Source organism: SAR324 cluster bacterium, from assembly GCA_015232315.1.
Classification (GTDB): domain Bacteria; phylum SAR324; class SAR324; order SAR324; family NAC60-12; genus JADFZZ01.
This window is the reverse complement of the sequence record JADFZZ010000016.1, coordinates 78,225-96,316: the sequence shown is the minus strand read 5'-3', so window position 1 is coordinate 96,316 and position 18,092 is coordinate 78,225. Positions and strand designations below refer to the sequence as shown.

Here is an 18,092-nt window from a genome sequence, read left to right as displayed (position 1 = left end):
AACATGGACTTAACTGGTCCAGGTACAACAAGATTAATGCGGGGAATAGTTCCATAGCTACCTCTCTTTCTTGATAAAGAAGATAGCTCATTCCCTGTTTCAAATCAATTCAGGTGAGAAAGTATAGACAGGCTAAAAATTAATCGGAAAAGCAACCAAAGCACGCAATGATAATTCTATGAGGTACTGATGAGAGTGTTAGTTACAGGAGGCGCAGGCTATATTGGCTCTGTTCTGGTTCCAATGCTGTTGAACCGGGGGGATGCTGTTACCGTGATAGATAATTTTATGTATGGACAATCATCACTGCTGGATTGTTGTCACCAGTCAAAACTCACCATTATCAGAGGCGATGTGAGAGATGAGAAGCTTCTGGCTCAGGAAGTCAAAAAAGCGGATGCCATTTTGCCGTTAGCCTGTCTCACCGGCGCCCCTTTATGCAACAAAGAACCTCAGATGGCCAAAGCCGTGAATCTGGAAGCAGTCAAAATAATCCATTCGTTAAAGTCCAAAGAACAAAGAATGATTTTTCCGAATACAAACAGCGGGTATGGTGTGGGACAGGAAGGTCTTCACTGCGATGAAAATTCTCCGCTGAATCCAGTCTCACTATATGGTCGCCTCAAGGTTGAACTCGAAAACTATTTATTGGATCAAGGAGAATGCGTTACTTTTCGTTTTGCAACAGTTTTTGGCGTGTCGCCACGAATGCGTCTTGATTTGCTGGTAAACGATTTTACCTATCGAGCGGTAATAGATCGTGCGGTAGTGCTGTTTGAACCCCATTTCAAACGAAATTATCTGCATGTCCGTGATGCTTCAAGAGTATTTATGCATGCGATTGATCAGTACGATCAGATGAAAGGACGCCCCTTCAATGTGGGACTCTCTGATGCTAATTTGAGTAAACTGGAATTGTGCGAGGCCATCAAAAAACATCTTCCAGATTTTAATTATGTGATCTCAGAGATTGGAGAAGACCCGGATAAACGGAATTACATTGTGAGCAATGAACGCATTGAATCCACAGGATATCACACGTCGGTATCTCTTGATATGGGGATTCAGGAGTTGATCAAGGGGTATCAGGTGATTCGCAGAAACCAATATGCCAATATTTGAGGTTTTCAGTCGTAGTAGTAAGCATGGGTTACATTTATCTCTACAAGGAAAGAAAGAATCCTGTTACAGAAAATTTCTTGACATCTTGATACATCTTGATACATCCTTGAATCATATTAAACAATTAATATTGGGATGAGGATTATGCCAGAAATTTTAGAAAATGCGGTCTACACCCGTGAAGAAGCTGAAAAATTGCTGAAAATTTCTCGCACTACCATGATGCGACTATTGAAAACAGGCGTGATTCGAGCCGCAAAAGTTGGCGGACAATATCGTATCATAGGTGCTGAATTGTTACGGGTTGTGTTGCCCGAATCAGGATATGAAACAGCTCGAGATATTTATCGTAAAAGCAGAGAGGTGATTCATCATCTTGAAGATTCTTTGCACGAAGAAAGCTCAAAGTAATCCGATGAATTACAACCCACACGAAAGCTGGTATGTGATGCGCATTCGTACAAAATTCAACCAGCAGGTTGAGCGTGCGCTTAAGAATAAACAATTCCATATTTTCAACCCTACATATCAGGAATGGAGTCAGCGAAAAGATCGGAAAAAACTTTTAACCAAACCGATTTTTAATGGATACATGTTTGTACAAACCCTGCTGAATCCTGAAACTCATCTGGAACTCTTAAAAACGCTCGGTGTGATTGAATTGTTGAAAACCAGTCAATCCGTACTCACAGTACCCCAAAATGAAATTGACAACCTCAGACTTCTGGAAAACTACATAGGACAATGCGTCCAATCGCCTCAGTTTGCAGTGGGAGACAGAGTAAGAATCACTCAAGGGCTTTTGAAAGGGTTAGTAGGTTGTGTGGATCGAATCAATAAAAAAATTCTCCGAATCAGCGTAGACTCAGTTCCAGGATCGATTGCGATTGAAGTCAATCCAGACCATGTAGAACCATTGGAACAAGACCCGGTTTATCTGACAATTGTCCAATAGACATTGTTTGCTGTAATAAGCTAAAGATAGCCGATTGTATTATCAGGATGACAGCTCTAACGTAACTCTGTTTATTATTGCCTGTAGCGAAATGTAAGGCAAATGGCGAAGCTTGGCCAAAATTTATATTCGTAATTCAGGTCTTTCGAAGACATGGTACGAGAATTATATGCGTTTAAGATCGCATTGCGGAATATTGGTATCGTCGGCGCTGTCTGCCACAATTCAGGTTTTCTGGTGTTAGACGAATCGATAACTTCCTTGTTTCCGCTACGGAAAAAAAACCTGCAATATGTGTATGATTGCAGGGCAAGGAACCCTCGAAAAATAAAACAGAAAACTTTGACGCATAATCATTTTGTTTGAGCGTTCCAAAGCCACTAAAACTGAAATAATGCCTTGTTCATCATGTCGATTTCAGGAAAACTGAAACATTGCGTGATACCCAAATATTTCTCAAGCGAGAGTCGAATGAAGACCGATTTCTGGTTCTATGAATCATGGAAAGCATAACAGGCATGTTATGATCATCACTCGAACGCCCTATCGCTTGTCTTTCTTTGGGGGAGGCACTGATTATCGTCCATGGTTCGAACAGCATGGTGGAGTGATTATTGCTTCCGCGCTTGCCCGTTATTGTTATTTGACTGTTAGAAAACTACCGCCTTTCTTTGAGCACAAGACTCGGATCGTTTATTCCAGAATCGAATCAGTGCAGTCCGTTGACGAAATCATCCATCCTTCCATCAAGCATTGTCTCAAATTTCTCAATATTGAAGATGGTTTGGAAATTCATAATGTTGGCGACCTTCCTGCGCGTTCCGGAATTGGGTCAAGCTCCTCCTTTACCGTGGGACTGCTCCATGCGCTCCATGCTCTGAATTACAGGATGGTCTCTCAACGTCAATTGGCGGATGAAGCCATCCATGTGGAACAGCGATTGATTGGCGAGCACGTGGGTATTCAGGATCAGATCATGGCGGCATTCGGCGGGATGCAGATTATTGAAATGGGACCGGGTGACCGTTACACCACAAGGCCCCTGATTCTTCCGCCGGATTATCTGAACGCACTGGAAAATCATATTTTGTTGGGGTTCAGTGGAATCAGTCGAGAATCCTCCCAATATGCCCACACCCACATTGAAAATATCAAGCAATGTAAGTCTTCCGATATTTTGACGGAAATTTCGTCATTGGCTCAGGATGCCCTCAAAGCGTTTATTCGGAATGACTCCCTAGAGTTGATTGGCTCCTTGTTGGACAAAAGCTGGCGAATGAAACGTCAACTGACCCATAATCTCTCCAATAATCATATTGATGATTTGTATGAGACAGCCAGAAAAGCAGGGGCCTTTGGCGGAAAACTGATGGGCGCAGGCGGTGGTGGTTTTATTTTTTTTCTGGCGCCCCCACAAAAACACGAGGCCATCAAACAGGCTCTGTCCTCCATTAAAGTCTGGGTCCCCTTCAAGATTGACATGGAAGGAACCCGTGTTATTGTTCAGAACACTCATCCTATTTATCATGATTAATGAACGTTGTTTCACTTTTGAAATGACATGGTATTTCAACGGCTAATAATTCGCATTGGCAAAAATTATGAACTGGCTGGAAGTGTGTAATGATCCCTGTTTACAGGATCTCCCCTATAAAATTGAATTGAACAGGGACGGCGATATCGTTATGAGTCCTGTACGGGTGCGGCATTCCGTGTATGTAAGGCGTATTCAGGTTTTATTGGAAAAATTATTACTTCACGGAATATGTCCTCCCGAATTTCCGGTCATGACGGTGGATAACGTTAAATCACCCGATGTTGTCTGGATTTCCGACGAGCTTTTTGAACAGGTCAAGGAGGAGGAGGCCTCTCCGGTTGCGCCTGAAATTTGTATTGAGGTCAAATCTCCCAGCAACAGTTGGACAAAAATGTTGAATAAGGCCGCACTCTATTTTGAAAAAGGGGCCAAGGAGGTCTGGATTTGTGATGAACAAGGGAATATGAGTTTTTTCGATCCGGAAGATAAACTGCCGACTTCCAGAATGGTGCCGGATTGTCCTCAATATATCGAATATTGAATCCTTGCAACGAAACCTGGGGATATCCCCAGGCAGACGAAAAATGAAGTTTAAAGAGGTTTCATGAGATTGTCGGATTTTCAGATTCAGACCATCAAACAAACCATTTATGCCGTTGACGCAGACACAAAAATTTATCTGTTTGGTTCTCGGACCAACGATGATGCCAAGGGGGGCGATATCGATCTGCTGGTGCTTTCCAAAAAAATTGGATTGAAAGAGCAACTCAACATCAAATTACGCTTATACGACCAATTAGGTGAACAAAAAATTGACCTGCTTGTAACGGAACAGGCACACACCACCTTTCAAAAAATGGTGATGAATGAGGGGATTCTCCTATGACCCAAACGGATCGCATCGCGATCTTGCATGAACATCTGCTGAAGTTAAAAGAAGCTGTTCACTGGCTTAACCGGTCCTATGGAATATGTCTCGATCTGTTGAATAAAGAAATCTATTCCGAGGAGGACTATGATCATCTTGAGGCGCTGACATCAAGATTTTCCCGATTAAGTGATCTGTTGCTGCAAAAGATATTTCGGAGCCTGGACGAAGTTGAATTTCAGGATCGTGGAACCTTGATCGATGTCATGAATCGGATGCACAAACGGGCGTTGATTGATTCTGTGGATCAGGTTCGCTTGATTCGAGAATTACGCAATCAGATAGCTCATGAGTATGAAAGAACCAATCTGATTGAATTGTTTCAAATGACCATGAGTCTCATTCCAAATTTACAGAAAATTGTTCAAAACACAGAGGCTTACATTCATGATAAATATCCCGTCATCACATAACCCTGTCAGGAGACTGTCCGAAAATGTGGTTTTTGCCTTTACAATTTTTTAATTCAATTCCTTCTTGATTAATCAAATTTATGCCTAAATTAAAACGACACCAAATCAATCAAGCTCAACAATCCGCTTTTGAGTTAAATCAAAATTTACCAGAATCCTATCAGGTCGAAATTTTCAATGAAGCCATCCGTTTTTATAAACTGCATCCTGATGTCCATCAACGTAAAGTTTTACTGATAGGTGGTGGGGGATATATAGGCAGTGTTTTGACAGGATACCTGTTGGGAGGGGGATACCAGGTGCGAACTCTGGATTTATTGATATATCAGAATCAGCAGGCCATTTTGCCCTACCTGTCTAATCCTGATTATGAATTCATGCATGGTGATTTGTGCGATAGCGACACTGTGGAGCGATCCTTAATAGGTATTACCGATGTGGTTATTCTGGCAGGGTTAGTGGGAGATCCCATTACAAAGAAATATCCACTAGCTTCTGATAAAATTAATAGTGCAGGCATTCAGAAGCTTATTGATCAACTTAATGGGAAAAATTTAAATCGGGTAATTCTGATCTCAACCTGTTCCAATTATGGGTTGATTCCGGAGAATGCACTGGCTGATGAACATTATGAACTTACACCTTTATCTCTCTATGCTAAAGCAAAAGTTGCTGCGGAACAGCATTTGCTAAGTCTTCAGGGAAAAGTGGATTACTGTCCGGTCATTTTCCGATTTGCGACAGCTTTTGGTCTTTCGCCGAGAATGCGGTTTGATCTGAGCGTGAGTGAGTTCGTCCGTGAACTCTATTTGAAACATGATTTGCTGGTCTATGATTGTGACACGTGGCGTCCTTATTGTCATACTAAAGATTTTTCTTTGATTATTCGAAGGGCATTGGAAGCCCCCCAGGAAAGAGTTGCCTTCCAAGTATTTAATGCCGGAGGCGAAGCTAATAATTACACCAAGAAAATGATCATTAATGAAATCCTGAAGTATATTCCTGAAGGAAAGGTCAGTTACAAGGAACAAGGAAGTGATCCCAGAAATTACCGTGTCAATTTTCAGAAAATAAAAAAAGCTCTATACTTTGAGCCAATTTATACTGTTGGAGATGGCGTCCAAGAGGTTATTAGTGCGTTAAATCAACATTTATTTGATCAGGTTGAATCCAACCGAAATTATTATGGGAATTACGAAATTCAGTATGAGTAAGTCTTCCTTTGTTCAAGAAATAGTTCAGGCAATCAAGAGTGTTTTGCCCACCAGTGAATTTATATCACTTCATGAGCCTGTATTTCAGGGGAATGAATGGGTCTATGTGAAAGAATGTCTGGATACTGGATGGGTGTCTTCTGTTGGCAAGTATGTGGATCTGTTTGAGCAGAAACTGGCAGAGTTTACAGGAAGTCCATACGCTGTGGCGACCGTCAATGGAACCGCGGCGTTGCATATCTGCTTCAAACTGGTTGGTGTGGAACAGGGCGATGAAGTTCTGATTCCCTCGTTGACATTTGTCGCAACGGCCAACGCTGTGGCTTATTGTGGGGCCGTTCCTCATTTTGTGGAAAGCAATGAAGTGAATCTTGGGATAGATGTTCCTTTGTTGAACGCCTATCTGGATGAGTTCGCGGATGTTCGTGATAATCGTTGTTTCAATCGCCAAACCCAAAGACCAATAAAGGCACTGGTTCCCATGCATACGTTTGGACATCCTTCCGATCTGGATGCATTGACAGAGCTTGCGGCCAAATTTAAGTTGGTGCTGGTTGAGGATGCCGCAGAATCCCTGGGAAGTTTTTATAAAGGCAGGCATACCGGGAACTGGGGAAAAGTATCGTCACTGAGTTTCAATGGAAATAAAATTATCACAACCGGCGGTGGCGGTGCCATTCTGACCTCAGACCCGCTATTAGCTAAATTAGCAAAACATCTGACAACTACGGCAAAGGTTCCACATCGTTGGGAATATTTTCATGATCAGTCAGGGTACAACTATCGGTTGCCAAATCTAAACTCAGCTTTAGGGTGCGCGCAACTGGAACAGCTACCCTCTTTTCTGGATAAAAAACGTAAATTGGCTGAACTCTATGAAGTTGCTTTTTCAAACATTCCGGGGGTTCATTTTGTTCGAGAGCCTGTGAACACCAGGAGCAACTACTGGCTCAATGCGATTCTTCTTGAACCCGACTATGCATCCCAACGGGATTCAATATTGGCCGCTACAAATGACATCGGTATCATGACCCGTCCAGCATGGACATTGCTTCATAAATTGCCCATGTATCAGTCTTGTCCCAAAATGCGATTGTCTGTTGCGGAAAGTATCGAACAACGCTTGATCAATATTCCAAGTAGCTCACACTTGATTGATTCTATCGAAAGGTAAAATGGGTGGGATTCGTTCCCTTGTAAAACTGAGAAACTATTGAATTGAAAGTGCTTAATGGGACTGGTTTATGCTGATATTGAAATTGTGCGAGGAGCAGATCTGGTTTTAGTGGAAGAAGGCCTGCTCTCTCCTAAAAAAGTCCGAAAAATGAAAGTAAAAGCTTTGGTGGATTCCGGGGCTTATATGCTTGCCCTGAATGAGGATATTCGGACGCAACTGGATTTGAGAAAAGTGGATGAACAATTTGCTGAGTTAGCTGATGGTACTCGAATTTGTCTGGATGTGGTGGTACCTGTAGAAGTGCGATTTCAAAATCGTTCCACTACTGTTCGGGCCATGGTTCTTCCAAGAGATTCAGAAGTGCTTCTGGGTGCTATTCCGATGGAAGATATGGATGTTCTGATTGATCCCAGACAACAAAAACTGGTTGTAAATCCTGAAAATCCTTATGTGGTTAAAAAACCATTGAAGTAATCTTTATGAAGAAATCATTGATTCTTGTAGGCGGTGGCGGACATTGTCATTCCTGTATTGATGTGATTGAACAAGAGGACAAGTTTACGATTGCCGGGATTCTTGATATTCCCTCCAGGTTGGGAGAAACAGTATTAGGGTATTCTATCATTGGACAGGATGAGCAAATTCCTGAGCTTGTAAAGCAAGGATATTCCTTCCTGATTACAATCGGACATATTAAAACCCCAAACCCCCGACAGAATCTCTATAAGATGCTCAAGCGTTTGAAGGCCCCCCTCCCAGTGATTATTTCCCCAAGAGCCTACGTATCCCCTCATGCTTCTGTTGGAGAAGGCTCTATTGTAATGCACGGGAGTGTTGTGAATGCTGGATCCAAGGTTGGATGCAACTGCATTCTTAACTCCAAGTCCTTGATTGAGCATGATGCATTGATCTCGGATCATTGCCATATTTCCACAGGAGCTATTGTGAACGGGGGAACCTGCATCGGTGAGGGAACTTTTCTTGGTAGCAATAGCGTTACCAGGGAATATATCACAGTTGGTCAAAACTGCTTGATTGGAGGTGGAATGTCCATTATGAGAAACATCCCTGATGGAACTTTGCTCAAACCGCCTCAAACAGGAGATACCTAATGAGAGACCATGTTTATCTGATTGCAGAGGCCGGGGTCAACCATAACGGCTCACTGGCGTTAGCCAAAAAAATGATTGAAGTTGCTGTAGATGCGGGAGCGGATGTTGTTAAATTTCAGACCTTTCAGGCAAAAAATATTGCCAGCAAACAGGCTCCCAAGGCAAAATACCAGACACAGACCACCTCAGAAAAAGAATCTCAACTGGAGATGTTGCAACGACTGGAACTGAACGAGGAGATGCACCTTCTTCTAATGGAGCATTGTAAGAAATGCTCCATTGAATTTCTTTCCACCCCCTTTGATCTGGACAGTATTGAATTGTTGGACCGACTGGGAATTGAGCTGTTTAAAATCCCATCCGGTGAAATCACCAACCTTCCTTACTTACGTCAAATTGCAAAAAAGAAGAAACCTGTGATTATTTCAACAGGTATGGCCTTGCTGGGAGAGATTGAGCAAACCCTTCAAGTGTTTCTGGAGGCCGGGCTTTCTTATGATCAAATCACACTTCTCCATTGTAACACAGAGTACCCCACCCCCCTGCAGGATGTGAATTTGCGTGCCATGCAAACAATAGCCAGTGCTTTTCCTGGAGTTCGTATTGGATATTCGGATCATACGCATGGTATCGAAATCCCAATTGCGGCGGTCGCAATGGGAGCCCAAGTCATTGAGAAACATTTCACCTTGGATCGCAACATGGAAGGTCCTGATCATAAAGCCAGTCTGGAACCTCATGAACTCAAGGCAATGGTTAAGGCTATCAGAAATGTAGAACAAGCGTTTGGAACAGGAATCAAACATCCTAGCCCCAGTGAACTGAAAAATAAAATCATTGCCCGGAAATCCATTATGGCCAAACGGGTGATCCAGGCAGGGGAGTTGTTTTCTGAAGATAATTTAACGGTCAAACGTCCTGGCAATGGAATTTCGCCCATGCGGTGGGATGAAATTATAGGGAAAAAAGCTATACGAAATTTCCAGGAAGATGAATTGATTGAATTATAGAAAATTCTGAAACCAGAGGATCAAATCATGAAGCGAAAAATCGCGGTTGTTACGGGTTCCCGAGCAGAGTATGGCTTGTTATACTGGCTTATGAAAGAGCTTCAGGAAGATCCTGCGCTTGAGTTGCAAGTGGTTGTTACAGGAATGCATCTTTCTCCAGAATTCGGACTGACCTGGAAGGAAATTGAGAAAGATGGGTTTCCAATTCATAAAAAAGTGGAAATGCTCTTTTCCTCTGATACTTCTGTTGGTGTTACCAAATCAATCGGGGTCGCAATTATTGGCTTTGCGGATGTCTGGGATGCGTTGAAATCTGACATTATAGTGGTTTTAGGAGATCGTTTTGAGATATTCGCCGCTGCCAGCGCAGCAATGATTACAAAAATCCCTATTGCTCATTTACATGGCGGAGAAACTACAGAAGGTGCTTTTGATGAATCTATCCGACATGCTGTCACAAAAATGTCGCATTTACATTTTGTCGCAACTCAAGCATATCGCAAGCGTGTGATTCAGTTGGGTGAATCACCGGATAGAGTTTTTAATGTAGGAGGCTTGGGTATTGATAATATCCAGCGCCTTAAATTACTTTCCAGAGACGCGTTGGAACAATCGATTGGTTTTAAGCTGGGAACCCGAAATTTGTTGATTACTTTTCACCCGGTTACTTTGGAAAATCAAACATCTGCAGGGCAAATGAATGAATTGCTGGAAGCCCTGTCAGAACAAAAAGAAACCCATCTTATCTTTACCAAACCCAATGCGGACACGGATGGAAGAATCATCAGCAGCATGATAGATCAATACACAGCAGAGCATCCCCAAACCTCTATATCGTTTACCTCATTAGGACAACTTCGATATCTCTCAGCGTTGCAATTTATGGATGCGGTAATCGGAAATTCGTCCAGTGGCCTATGTGAAGCTCCCAGTTTCAGAATTGGAACGATCAATATCGGGGATCGTCAAAAAGGACGGATCAAAGCCGAAAGTGTCATTGATTGTGTTCCCCAAAAATTACAAATTTTAAAAGCGATGGAACAACTTTTTTCTCCAGAATTTCAAACGAAACTAAAATCAGTCCATAACCCATACGGAGAAGGTGGTGCTTCCACCCAGATCAAAACTATCCTGAAAAGTTTTCCATTAGTGGGGATTCTGAAAAAATCATTCCATGATCTTCCGGAGAAAAATGACTTATGAAAGACTGGCATAAAACCCTTCTTCAATCTTCACAAACCTTGCAAGACGCTATTCAGTTGCTGGAGCGTGAGGCTTTGCAAATTGTTATGGTTGTTGACTCAGAGAATCATCTCTTGGGAACTGTGACCGATGGAGACATTCGTAGAGGGTTGCTCAAAGGGTTTACGCTGCAGCATCCTCTCGACGAAGTGATGTCACGGAGCCCTAAAACAGCTTCAGTGGATGACTCTGAGGAGCAGGTTTTTTCTTTGATGAAGCAAAAGCAAATCCACCAAATTCCCATACTCGACAAAGACCAACGTGTCATTGGATTGAAATTGCTGGATGAAATGCTGAAACCCGCCCGTTATGACAACTGGGTGGTATTGATGGCAGGTGGATTGGGAACACGTTTGGGAATACTGACCAGAGATTGCCCCAAGCCTTTGTTGAAAGTTGGATCAAAACCACTCCTGGAAACAATTCTGGATAACTTCATTGATGCGGGCTTTTATCGTTTTTATATTTCCATCAACTATCTGGGTGAGCAAATTCGGGAATACTTTGGGGATGGCTCCAAAAAAGGGATAGAAATCCGGTATTTGCAAGAAAAAGACCCCCTGGGTACTGCTGGCGCATTGAGTCTTATCGATAATCCGCCTGAATTACCCATGATTATCATGAATGGAGATATTCTGACTAAAGTCAATTTTATCAACCTGCTGAACTATCATAGGGAACATCACTCTATCGCCACCATGTGTGTTCGGGAATATGATTTTCAGGTTCCTTATGGAGTGGTACAGATTGAGAATTATCGTATCCAAGCTATTGAAGAAAAACCTGTGCAACGTTTTTTTGTGAATGCGGGTATTTATGTATTGTCATCGCCTGCATTAAGTTATATTCCATCCCATTATTTTTTTGACATGCCACAATTATTTCAGAAGTTAATGCATGCTGGCCTGGAAACAGTAGTATTTCCCATCAGAGAATACTGGATTGATATTGGTCAGGTTGAGGATTTCAAAAGAGCCAATGGCGAATTTCATGAATATTTTTCCACTTCCTCCATTTGATTGGCAGTCATGAAAATCCTGATTATTGGTTATGGCTCGATTGGAGAACGGCATGCTACTGTTTTACATGAGTTGGGGCATGAAATTCATGTAATCTCACAACGAGAGGATATCCCTTATCCGGTATGTCATTCGCTGAATGAATTGAAGAATCTTCATCATTTTGAATATATCGTCATTTCGAATGCCACCCCACAGCACTATACCACATTTCTTCACCTTCAAGCCGAAGGATATCAAGGAACAATACTCATTGAAAAACCTATATTCGCATCTTTACCGACATCCACAATGTCGCACGCCAGTTCTCGGGTCGGATATAATTTGCGTTTTCATCCAGTGATCCAGGAACTCAAAAACCGGTTGTATCAAAATAAAATATTGTGCCTCCACGTGTATGTAGGGTCCTATCTTCCGAATTGGCGTCCTGCCCGGGATTATCGATTGTGTGAATCTTCCTCAGCGTCTTCTGCTGAAGGTGGGGGCGTTCTTTATGAACTGAGTCATGAACTCGATTATGTTCTTTGGTTAACAGGCATTTGGCAAACCGTCTCAGCCTTGGGAGGACACATCAGTCCGTTAGAAATTCAGGGAACAGATGCTTATGCTCTCATGCTACAGACCGAGCGATGCCCACTGGTGACCATCCAGATGAATTACCTGGATCATCAAACCCGGAGAGAAATTATTTGTGTGACCGAAAATATGAGTATGAAAGCAGACCTGGTCAATAATACCCTGACCATTGGTCAGGAAGTGTTGTCATTTCCGGTACAACGAAATGATACATATCGGTTCATGCATCAGACCATTCTTGAAGGTCAGGAATCCTCTGTATGTTCTTTTCAGGAAGGGTTGGCAATATTGGAATTGATTGAAAAAGCACAATTATCAATGCGAGAAGGCAAACGGATCATCAACGGAGTTCAGTAGCCATGAATGTGACAGGTTTTATTTTTGCCAGAGGTGGTTCCAAAGGTATTCCCAATAAAAATATCATTCCCCTCCATGGAAAGCCACTGATTCATTATTCCATTGAAACTGCGAAAAAATCGCGGTTTATCAAGGAAATAATCGTTTCAACGGATAGTATCCAGATTGCAGAGTGTGCCAAACAGGCAGGCGCGAAAGTTCCATTCATGAGACCGGCGGAACTGGCTCAGGACAATACTGCGGAATGGAACGCCTGGCAGCACGCCCTGGAAGAACTAAAAAAACAGCGGGACATTCCTTATCCTGATGTTTTTGTCAGTCTCCCCACCACCTCTCCACTCAGAAGTGTCCAGGATGTGGATGCCTGCATTGAAAAACTATTAAATTCTGATGCGGATATGGTGATTACAATCACCCCAACCACACGTCATCCGGCTTTCAATATGGTCAGGGTGGAACCCTCTGGTGAAATAAAACTGGCCATGTCTCTGGAAAAAAAAGTCATTCGCCGACAAGATGTCCCGTTTCAGATATTCGATATGACCACGGTAGCCTATGTGAGCCGTCCGTCATTCATTATGAACGCACAGGGAATTTTTGAGGGTAAACTTCAGGCCGTGATGATTCCCACGGAAAGAGCGATTGATATCGATACGCCACTGGATTTGGAAATGGCCGAATTTTTATTGCAACGACAGGAGAAATTAACATGAAAAGCATACAGGAACTGATGAATTTAACAGGGCGAGTTGCTGTCATTACAGGAGGGGCTGGGCACTTGGGGCAAACCTTTGCGGAAGCACTGACTGAATTAGGCGCTCATGTTGTATTGGTTGATATACAGCGAGACGCGTGTGAACAGGCGGCTCAATCTCTGGCGAGTAAACATTCTGTACCAGTGTTGCCGATTGTTCTGGATCTGGAAAAAGAAGAGGAAATCTTGAGTCTGAAAGATCAGATACAGAAACATTTTGGACGTCTTGATATTTTAATCAATAACAGCGCGTTTGTCGGAACTTCACAATTAAAAGGCTGGGGTGTTCCATTTGATCAGCAGTCCAGTGAAACGTGGCGTCGTGCTTTGGAAGTAAACCTGACAGCGCCGTTTGTCCTGGTACAAAGTTGTCTGGATTTATTGCGAGCCTCAGGGCATGGTTCGGTCATAAATATCGGCTCTACTTATGGTGTTGTCGGACCTAATATGAGTCTGTATGAAGGAACCTCCATGGGAAATCCCGCAGCTTATGCCGCCAGCAAAGGCGGATTGATTCAACTCACACGCTGGATGGCAACCAATGTTGCGCCAAATATCAGGGTCAATGCGATTTCTCCAGGGGGCATCTGGCGTAACCAGCCTGAAGCGTTTCATCAACGATATTGCAAACTGACCCCGATGGGGCGAATGGCTTCAGAACAGGACTTTAAAGGAATAATTGCCTTTTTGGCAAGTGACCTTTCAGAGTATGTTACTGGACAGAATTTTATGGTGGATGGCGGGTGGACTGCCTGGTGATTAACTACAACCGACAGGAAAATATGCTTGAACTCTATAAGGCTTATGTAGAACGATTGGAAGGAACTCTCAAAAATTTTGATTGGGAGCCTGTTCATCAATTGGCAATGACGCTTCGGGAAGCATGGAAAACACAGCATCATGTGTATTTGTGCGGCAATGGAGGAAGCGCGGGAAATGCCATTCATTTGGCCAATGATTATATCTATGGGATCGCAAAAAATACGGGGTTAGGATTACGTGTAGAAGCACTTCCCGCCAATCCTGCGATCTTGACATGTCTGGCCAATGATATTTCCTACGAAGAAATTTATTCCCAGCAATTGCGCGTGAAAGCTCAAGCGGATGATGTACTGATTGTCTTGTCCGGTAGCGGTAATTCTCCCAACATCCTGAAGGCGTTGGAAGTTGGTAATTCGATGGGAATGAAAACGTTTGCCATTCTGGGTTATAGCGGTGGAAAAGCCTTGAAGCTTGCACAGATTCCTATTCATTTCCCCATTGCTGACATGCAGATTTCAGAAGATTTGCAGATGGTGGTGGGACACATGTGTATGCAGTGGTTATTTGCAAATCCCGTTTAAGGAGAATCAACGTGAAGACAATTGTTACAGGCGGAGCAGGATTTATTGGTAGTCATCTCGTGGATGCTCTGGTTAGAGAAGGGCATCAGGTTATGGTACTGGATAATTTCAGTACGGGAAGACCCGATAATTTGAAACATGTCGCAGACAAAATTGAGCTGATGGAATGTGATTTGGGAATCAAAGGGGAATGGCAAAGTAAGTTTGATGGCGTGGATTGGGTTTTCCATATCGCGGCGCTGGCGGATATTGTTCCCTCGATTCAGAATCCTGAAGCCTATTTCCGTGCCAATGTGGATGGTACATTCAATGTATTGCAGGCCGCTTCAAAATATGGAATCAAACGACTTGTTTATGCCGCGTCTTCTTCCTGCTATGGCATTCCTGATCATTATCCTACACGTGAAGATGCGCCCATTCGTCCCCAATATCCTTATGCCTTGACGAAACGCATTGGCGAAGAACTGGTCATGCACTGGGCACAGGTTTATGACCTGCCGGCATTGTCTCTACGTTTTTTTAATGTTTATGGTCCTCGCTCACGAACTTCAGGAACCTATGGAGCCGTCCTGGGGGTGTTTCTGGCTCAAAAACTGGCGGGAAAACCTTATACTGTTGTAGGGGATGGAAACCAAACCCGTGATTTTACCTATGTGACGGATGTGGCACAAGCCGTGCTTACTGCGGCAAAAAGCAATAAAAAACAGGAAATCTATAACGTTGGCAGCGGAAAAACGATTTCTGTCAATCGTCTGGTAGAGTTGTTACAAGGAGAGAAAATTCATATTCCCAAGCGGCCTGGAGAACCAGACTGTACTTTTGCTGATATGACCAAAATCCGTACAGAACTAGGCTGGGAACCCAAGGTTTCTATTGAACAAGGCGTAGCCTCCCTCCTGGAAAATATTGATTACTGGAGAGCGGCACCCGTCTGGACACCGGACAAAATTGCTGATGCGACCAAAGATTGGTTTCGCTATTTGGGTAAAGAGGGCTAATGGGAGTTCGCGCATTGCTTTTGTCAGCAGGGCTAGGCACACGCTTGCGGCCATTGACGGATCTCTGGCCCAAATGTCTGATGCCTGTCAGAAAAAGACCCCTTCTGGAATATTGGCTGGAAACACTCAGGCGTTCAGGAATTGAACGCGTACTGGTGAACCTGCACTATATTCCGGAACCCTTCAGGGATTTTCTGAAGCAACCTCAATATGAAGGCTGGGTGGAAACCAGCTACGAACCCGTGTTGCTGGGCACAGCCGGGACACTTCGGGCCAATGCGGATTTTTTCAAGGGACATGATATCCTGTTAATTCATACAGATAATTACTGTTGTTGTGATTTCCAGGACTTTCTGGATTATCACCAGACACGCAGACCTCCTCAAACATTGATGACCATGATGACTTACAGCACCACGATTCCTCATGCTTGTGGTATTGTCAAACTGGACCCTCAGGGAGTTGTCCGGGAGTTTCATGAAAAAGTAAAAAACCCTCCCGGGAATCTGGCGAACGCCGCAGTCTATTTTCTGGATCATCACATCCTGGAGTGGTTGTTGAAACAACCTTCTGATGTAACAGACATGAGCACTCAGATTCTTCCTCAATTTATAGGGAACATCGCGACGTGGCACAATGATCTGTGCCATCGGGATATTGGCACCCTGCCCAATTTTAAAGCTGTACAAAATGATCCTGTTCCATTTTTCTTTGAAGAACTTCCCTCGACAGTCTGGCAAGAAAAGTTTGAACAACATCCTATCCATCAATACATAAATCAGTTGCTTTATGACTCTTCAATCTAAAATCATCACCGTTTCCAATCTGGTTGAACAACGTCAATCCTGGAAAAAAAATCATCAAAAAGTGATTTTTTGTTATGGTCACTTCAATGTCATTCATCCCGGACATTTGCGTTTTCTCGAATATGCCAAGGGATTGGGGCAGATTGTAGTTGTGGGTGTATTAGGTGAAACTCACATTGCTGATAAATACAAGGCTCACTATTATTCTCTTACAGAGCGTTTACAAGGCGTGAACGCACTCCATTCTGTGGATTATGTGGTGGCGATAGAACAAGGAAGTGTTGAAGACATCATTTCCGGGCTATGTCCTGAAATTGTTGTTTTAGGGAAGGAGTTTGAGGAAGAGAGACGTTCTGAAATCCAGAACCAGATTGATTTGGTGAATCAGTTGGGCGGCCAGGTTATTTTTCATGCCGGAGATGTTCGATATGCCACCGCTGATTTGCTGCATGGAAGTTTACAGGAACTGGAACGTGAGCGATTGCAGCAATTTCATTATGCCTGTGTAAAACAGGGAATTAATATGAAACAACTGGAAAAACAACTCGATGTATTTTCCAATTGTCGAATGTTGGTTATTGGTGACACGATTGTTGATCAGTATGTTGCTTGTGATGCTTTGGGGATGAGTGCTGAAGCTCCTGTACTGGTGGTTCGAGAACTCGAGACACGAGAATTTGTTGGCGGAGCGGCCATTGTGGCGGCCCATGTCAAGGCTCTGGGCGCTCAGTGTCAATATGTATCGGTGGTCGGACAGGATCTTCCTGCTACAATGGTCCGACAAGAACTGGAACGGCAAGGAATTCAATATCATTTATTTGATGACAAAAGCAGACCAACTACTTTTAAAATCAGATATATGGTTGAACATCAGAAACTCTTCAGAGTCAGCAGACTCAAAGAACATTCCCTTCCTGAAAGCATTGAAGACCAGATTATTTTAAAATTAAGAAAACTTGCGCCTGAGGTGGATGGTATCCTGGTGTGTGATTTTGTTTATGGTGTGATCACGCCCAGAATCGAGGAAGTCATCCTTGACCTGGCAAAGAAACATCACCTCAGGTTATTTGGCGATCTTCAGTGCAGTTCCCAAATTGGTGATGTGTCTAAATTCAAGCAATTTGATCTTTTGTGCCCCACTGAGAAAGAAGCGCGTATCGCGCTGGGGAATAATGAGGATGGTGTCGAATGGATTGCCCATACGCTCATGGAAAAAACTGATTCAAGAAATCTGGTTTTGAAATTAGGCGCTAATGGTTTCATTGCCTACAGCAAGGAACAGGGGAATGAGTTTATTCGATCCCAGCACTTTCCTGCCATGACGACCAATCCTGTGGATGTCGCAGGAGCTGGCGATTCATTGATATCAGCGTTGGCGGTTAGTTTGTGTACAGGACATAGTTTGCCTGAAGCGTCGGCTTTAGGTGCGTGTGTGGCCGCTCTGGCCGTCAGAAACATTGGGAACATACCTGTTTCCCATCAACAATTGCGTGAATATCTCCATTATCTTCAACCTATTTTGTCATGAG

The 18,092-nt window shown here is 43.3% G+C and carries 21 protein-coding genes; all 21 read left to right on the top strand.

The annotated features are described in order from the left end of the window. Window positions 1–189 precede the first annotated feature (189 nt). Window positions 190–1,122 (top strand): NAD(P)-dependent oxidoreductase, encoded by a 933-nt coding sequence (locus HQM11_12260; GenBank protein ID MBF0351797.1) that lies wholly within the window; start codon window positions 190–192, stop codon window positions 1,120–1,122. A 144-nt stretch (window positions 1,123–1,266) separates the two neighbouring features. After that, on the top strand, window positions 1,267–1,533 hold the full coding sequence (locus HQM11_12255) for a helix-turn-helix domain-containing protein (protein MBF0351796.1): 267 nt from the start codon (window positions 1,267–1,269) through the stop codon (window positions 1,531–1,533). A 4-nt stretch (window positions 1,534–1,537) separates the two neighbouring features. Further along, window positions 1,538–2,077, top strand: a complete 540-nt coding sequence (locus HQM11_12250; protein MBF0351795.1) for a hypothetical protein — start codon at window positions 1,538–1,540, stop codon at window positions 2,075–2,077. 523 nt (window positions 2,078–2,600) lie between these two features. Next, entirely contained in the window at window positions 2,601–3,611 is a 1,011-nt protein-coding gene (locus tag HQM11_12245) for a kinase (GenBank protein ID MBF0351794.1), read from the top strand. 67 nt (window positions 3,612–3,678) lie between these two features. After that, entirely contained in the window at window positions 3,679–4,155 is a 477-nt protein-coding gene (locus HQM11_12240) for a Uma2 family endonuclease (protein ID MBF0351793.1), read from the top strand. Between the two features lie 63 nt (window positions 4,156–4,218). Then, window positions 4,219–4,500: a nucleotidyltransferase domain-containing protein gene (locus HQM11_12235; GenBank protein ID MBF0351792.1), complete on the top strand. Its 282-nt coding sequence runs from the start codon at window positions 4,219–4,221 to the stop codon at window positions 4,498–4,500. Continuing rightward, window positions 4,497–4,955, top strand: coding sequence for a hypothetical protein (locus HQM11_12230; protein ID MBF0351791.1), 459 nt, complete (start codon window positions 4,497–4,499; stop codon window positions 4,953–4,955). Before HQM11_12235 ends, HQM11_12230 begins: the two co-directional genes overlap by 4 nt. An 80-nt stretch (window positions 4,956–5,035) precedes the next feature. Continuing rightward, window positions 5,036–6,169, top strand: a complete 1,134-nt coding sequence (locus HQM11_12225; protein ID MBF0351790.1) for an NAD(P)-dependent oxidoreductase — start codon at window positions 5,036–5,038, stop codon at window positions 6,167–6,169. Next, entirely contained in the window at window positions 6,162–7,343 is a 1,182-nt protein-coding gene (locus tag HQM11_12220; protein ID MBF0351789.1) for a LegC family aminotransferase, read from the top strand. Before HQM11_12225 ends, HQM11_12220 begins: the two co-directional genes overlap by 8 nt. A 57-nt stretch (window positions 7,344–7,400) precedes the next feature. Beyond that, window positions 7,401–7,820, top strand: a complete 420-nt coding sequence (locus tag HQM11_12215; protein ID MBF0351788.1) for a clan AA aspartic protease — start codon at window positions 7,401–7,403, stop codon at window positions 7,818–7,820. A gap of 5 nt (window positions 7,821–7,825) precedes the next feature. Continuing rightward, the gene (locus HQM11_12210; GenBank protein ID MBF0351787.1) at window positions 7,826–8,458 is read left to right on the top strand and encodes an acetyltransferase; all 633 of its coding nucleotides are present in this window, start codon (window positions 7,826–7,828) and stop codon (window positions 8,456–8,458) included. Beyond that, window positions 8,458–9,468 carry an N-acetylneuraminate synthase gene (gene neuB / locus HQM11_12205; protein MBF0351786.1) on the top strand — a complete coding sequence of 337 codons (1,011 nt, stop codon included), beginning with the start codon at window positions 8,458–8,460 and terminating at the stop codon, window positions 9,466–9,468. Before HQM11_12210 ends, neuB begins: the two co-directional genes overlap by 1 nt. A 27-nt stretch (window positions 9,469–9,495) precedes the next feature. Further along, window positions 9,496–10,671: a UDP-N-acetylglucosamine 2-epimerase (hydrolyzing) gene (gene neuC, locus HQM11_12200; GenBank protein ID MBF0351785.1), complete on the top strand. Its 1,176-nt coding sequence runs from the start codon at window positions 9,496–9,498 to the stop codon at window positions 10,669–10,671. Further along, window positions 10,668–11,729, top strand: coding sequence for a nucleotidyltransferase family protein (locus HQM11_12195; protein MBF0351784.1), 1,062 nt, complete (start codon window positions 10,668–10,670; stop codon window positions 11,727–11,729). The genes neuC and HQM11_12195 overlap by 4 nt, the downstream gene beginning before the upstream one ends. A gap of 9 nt (window positions 11,730–11,738) precedes the next feature. Beyond that, the gene (locus HQM11_12190) at window positions 11,739–12,662 is read left to right on the top strand and encodes a Gfo/Idh/MocA family oxidoreductase (protein MBF0351783.1); all 924 of its coding nucleotides are present in this window, start codon (window positions 11,739–11,741) and stop codon (window positions 12,660–12,662) included. A gap of 2 nt (window positions 12,663–12,664) precedes the next feature. After that, complete coding sequence (locus HQM11_12185; protein ID MBF0351782.1) at window positions 12,665–13,375, top strand: acylneuraminate cytidylyltransferase family protein; 711 nt, start codon at window positions 12,665–12,667, stop codon at window positions 13,373–13,375. Continuing rightward, the gene (locus HQM11_12180) at window positions 13,372–14,175 is read left to right on the top strand and encodes an SDR family oxidoreductase (protein MBF0351781.1); all 804 of its coding nucleotides are present in this window, start codon (window positions 13,372–13,374) and stop codon (window positions 14,173–14,175) included. The genes HQM11_12185 and HQM11_12180 overlap by 4 nt, the downstream gene beginning before the upstream one ends. Before the next feature lie 23 nt (window positions 14,176–14,198). Beyond that, window positions 14,199–14,759 (top strand): SIS domain-containing protein, encoded by a 561-nt coding sequence (locus HQM11_12175; protein MBF0351780.1) that lies wholly within the window; start codon window positions 14,199–14,201, stop codon window positions 14,757–14,759. Window positions 14,760–14,770: 11 nt separating this feature from the next. Further along, window positions 14,771–15,757 (top strand): SDR family oxidoreductase, encoded by a 987-nt coding sequence (locus HQM11_12170; protein ID MBF0351779.1) that lies wholly within the window; start codon window positions 14,771–14,773, stop codon window positions 15,755–15,757. Then, a complete protein-coding gene (locus HQM11_12165; protein ID MBF0351778.1) occupies window positions 15,757–16,563 on the top strand; it encodes a nucleotidyltransferase family protein in 807 nt (268 codons plus the stop codon). The genes HQM11_12170 and HQM11_12165 overlap by 1 nt, the downstream gene beginning before the upstream one ends. After that, window positions 16,547–18,091 (top strand): adenylyltransferase/cytidyltransferase family protein, encoded by a 1,545-nt coding sequence (locus HQM11_12160; protein ID MBF0351777.1) that lies wholly within the window; start codon window positions 16,547–16,549, stop codon window positions 18,089–18,091. Before HQM11_12165 ends, HQM11_12160 begins: the two co-directional genes overlap by 17 nt. Window position 18,092 lies beyond the last annotated feature (1 nt).

What these genes read in the sequence shown, in the direction of transcription:
- HQM11_12260 (MBF0351797.1), top strand. Translation starts at nt 190, where the DNA reads ATGAGAGTGTTAGTTACAGGAGGCGCAGGCTATATTGGCTCTGTTCTG.
- HQM11_12255 (MBF0351796.1), top strand. Translation starts at nt 1,267, where the DNA reads ATGCCAGAAATTTTAGAAAATGCGGTCTACACCCGTGAAGAAGCTGAA.
- HQM11_12250 (MBF0351795.1), top strand. Translation starts at nt 1,538, where the DNA reads ATGAATTACAACCCACACGAAAGCTGGTATGTGATGCGCATTCGTACA.
- HQM11_12245 (MBF0351794.1), top strand. Translation starts at nt 2,601, where the DNA reads ATGATCATCACTCGAACGCCCTATCGCTTGTCTTTCTTTGGGGGAGGC.
- HQM11_12240 (MBF0351793.1), top strand. Translation starts at nt 3,679, where the DNA reads ATGAACTGGCTGGAAGTGTGTAATGATCCCTGTTTACAGGATCTCCCC.
- HQM11_12235 (MBF0351792.1), top strand. Translation starts at nt 4,219, where the DNA reads ATGAGATTGTCGGATTTTCAGATTCAGACCATCAAACAAACCATTTAT.
- HQM11_12230 (MBF0351791.1), top strand. Translation starts at nt 4,497, where the DNA reads ATGACCCAAACGGATCGCATCGCGATCTTGCATGAACATCTGCTGAAG.
- HQM11_12225 (MBF0351790.1), top strand. Translation starts at nt 5,036, where the DNA reads ATGCCTAAATTAAAACGACACCAAATCAATCAAGCTCAACAATCCGCT.
- HQM11_12220 (MBF0351789.1), top strand. Translation starts at nt 6,162, where the DNA reads ATGAGTAAGTCTTCCTTTGTTCAAGAAATAGTTCAGGCAATCAAGAGT.
- HQM11_12215 (MBF0351788.1), top strand. Translation starts at nt 7,401, where the DNA reads ATGGGACTGGTTTATGCTGATATTGAAATTGTGCGAGGAGCAGATCTG.
- HQM11_12210 (MBF0351787.1), top strand. Translation starts at nt 7,826, where the DNA reads ATGAAGAAATCATTGATTCTTGTAGGCGGTGGCGGACATTGTCATTCC.
- neuB (MBF0351786.1), top strand. Translation starts at nt 8,458, where the DNA reads ATGAGAGACCATGTTTATCTGATTGCAGAGGCCGGGGTCAACCATAAC.
- neuC (MBF0351785.1), top strand. Translation starts at nt 9,496, where the DNA reads ATGAAGCGAAAAATCGCGGTTGTTACGGGTTCCCGAGCAGAGTATGGC.
- HQM11_12195 (MBF0351784.1), top strand. Translation starts at nt 10,668, where the DNA reads ATGAAAGACTGGCATAAAACCCTTCTTCAATCTTCACAAACCTTGCAA.
- HQM11_12190 (MBF0351783.1), top strand. Translation starts at nt 11,739, where the DNA reads ATGAAAATCCTGATTATTGGTTATGGCTCGATTGGAGAACGGCATGCT.
- HQM11_12185 (MBF0351782.1), top strand. Translation starts at nt 12,665, where the DNA reads ATGAATGTGACAGGTTTTATTTTTGCCAGAGGTGGTTCCAAAGGTATT.
- HQM11_12180 (MBF0351781.1), top strand. Translation starts at nt 13,372, where the DNA reads ATGAAAAGCATACAGGAACTGATGAATTTAACAGGGCGAGTTGCTGTC.
- HQM11_12175 (MBF0351780.1), top strand. Translation starts at nt 14,199, where the DNA reads ATGCTTGAACTCTATAAGGCTTATGTAGAACGATTGGAAGGAACTCTC.
- HQM11_12165 (MBF0351778.1), top strand. Translation starts at nt 15,757, where the DNA reads ATGGGAGTTCGCGCATTGCTTTTGTCAGCAGGGCTAGGCACACGCTTG.
- HQM11_12160 (MBF0351777.1), top strand. Translation starts at nt 16,547, where the DNA reads ATGACTCTTCAATCTAAAATCATCACCGTTTCCAATCTGGTTGAACAA.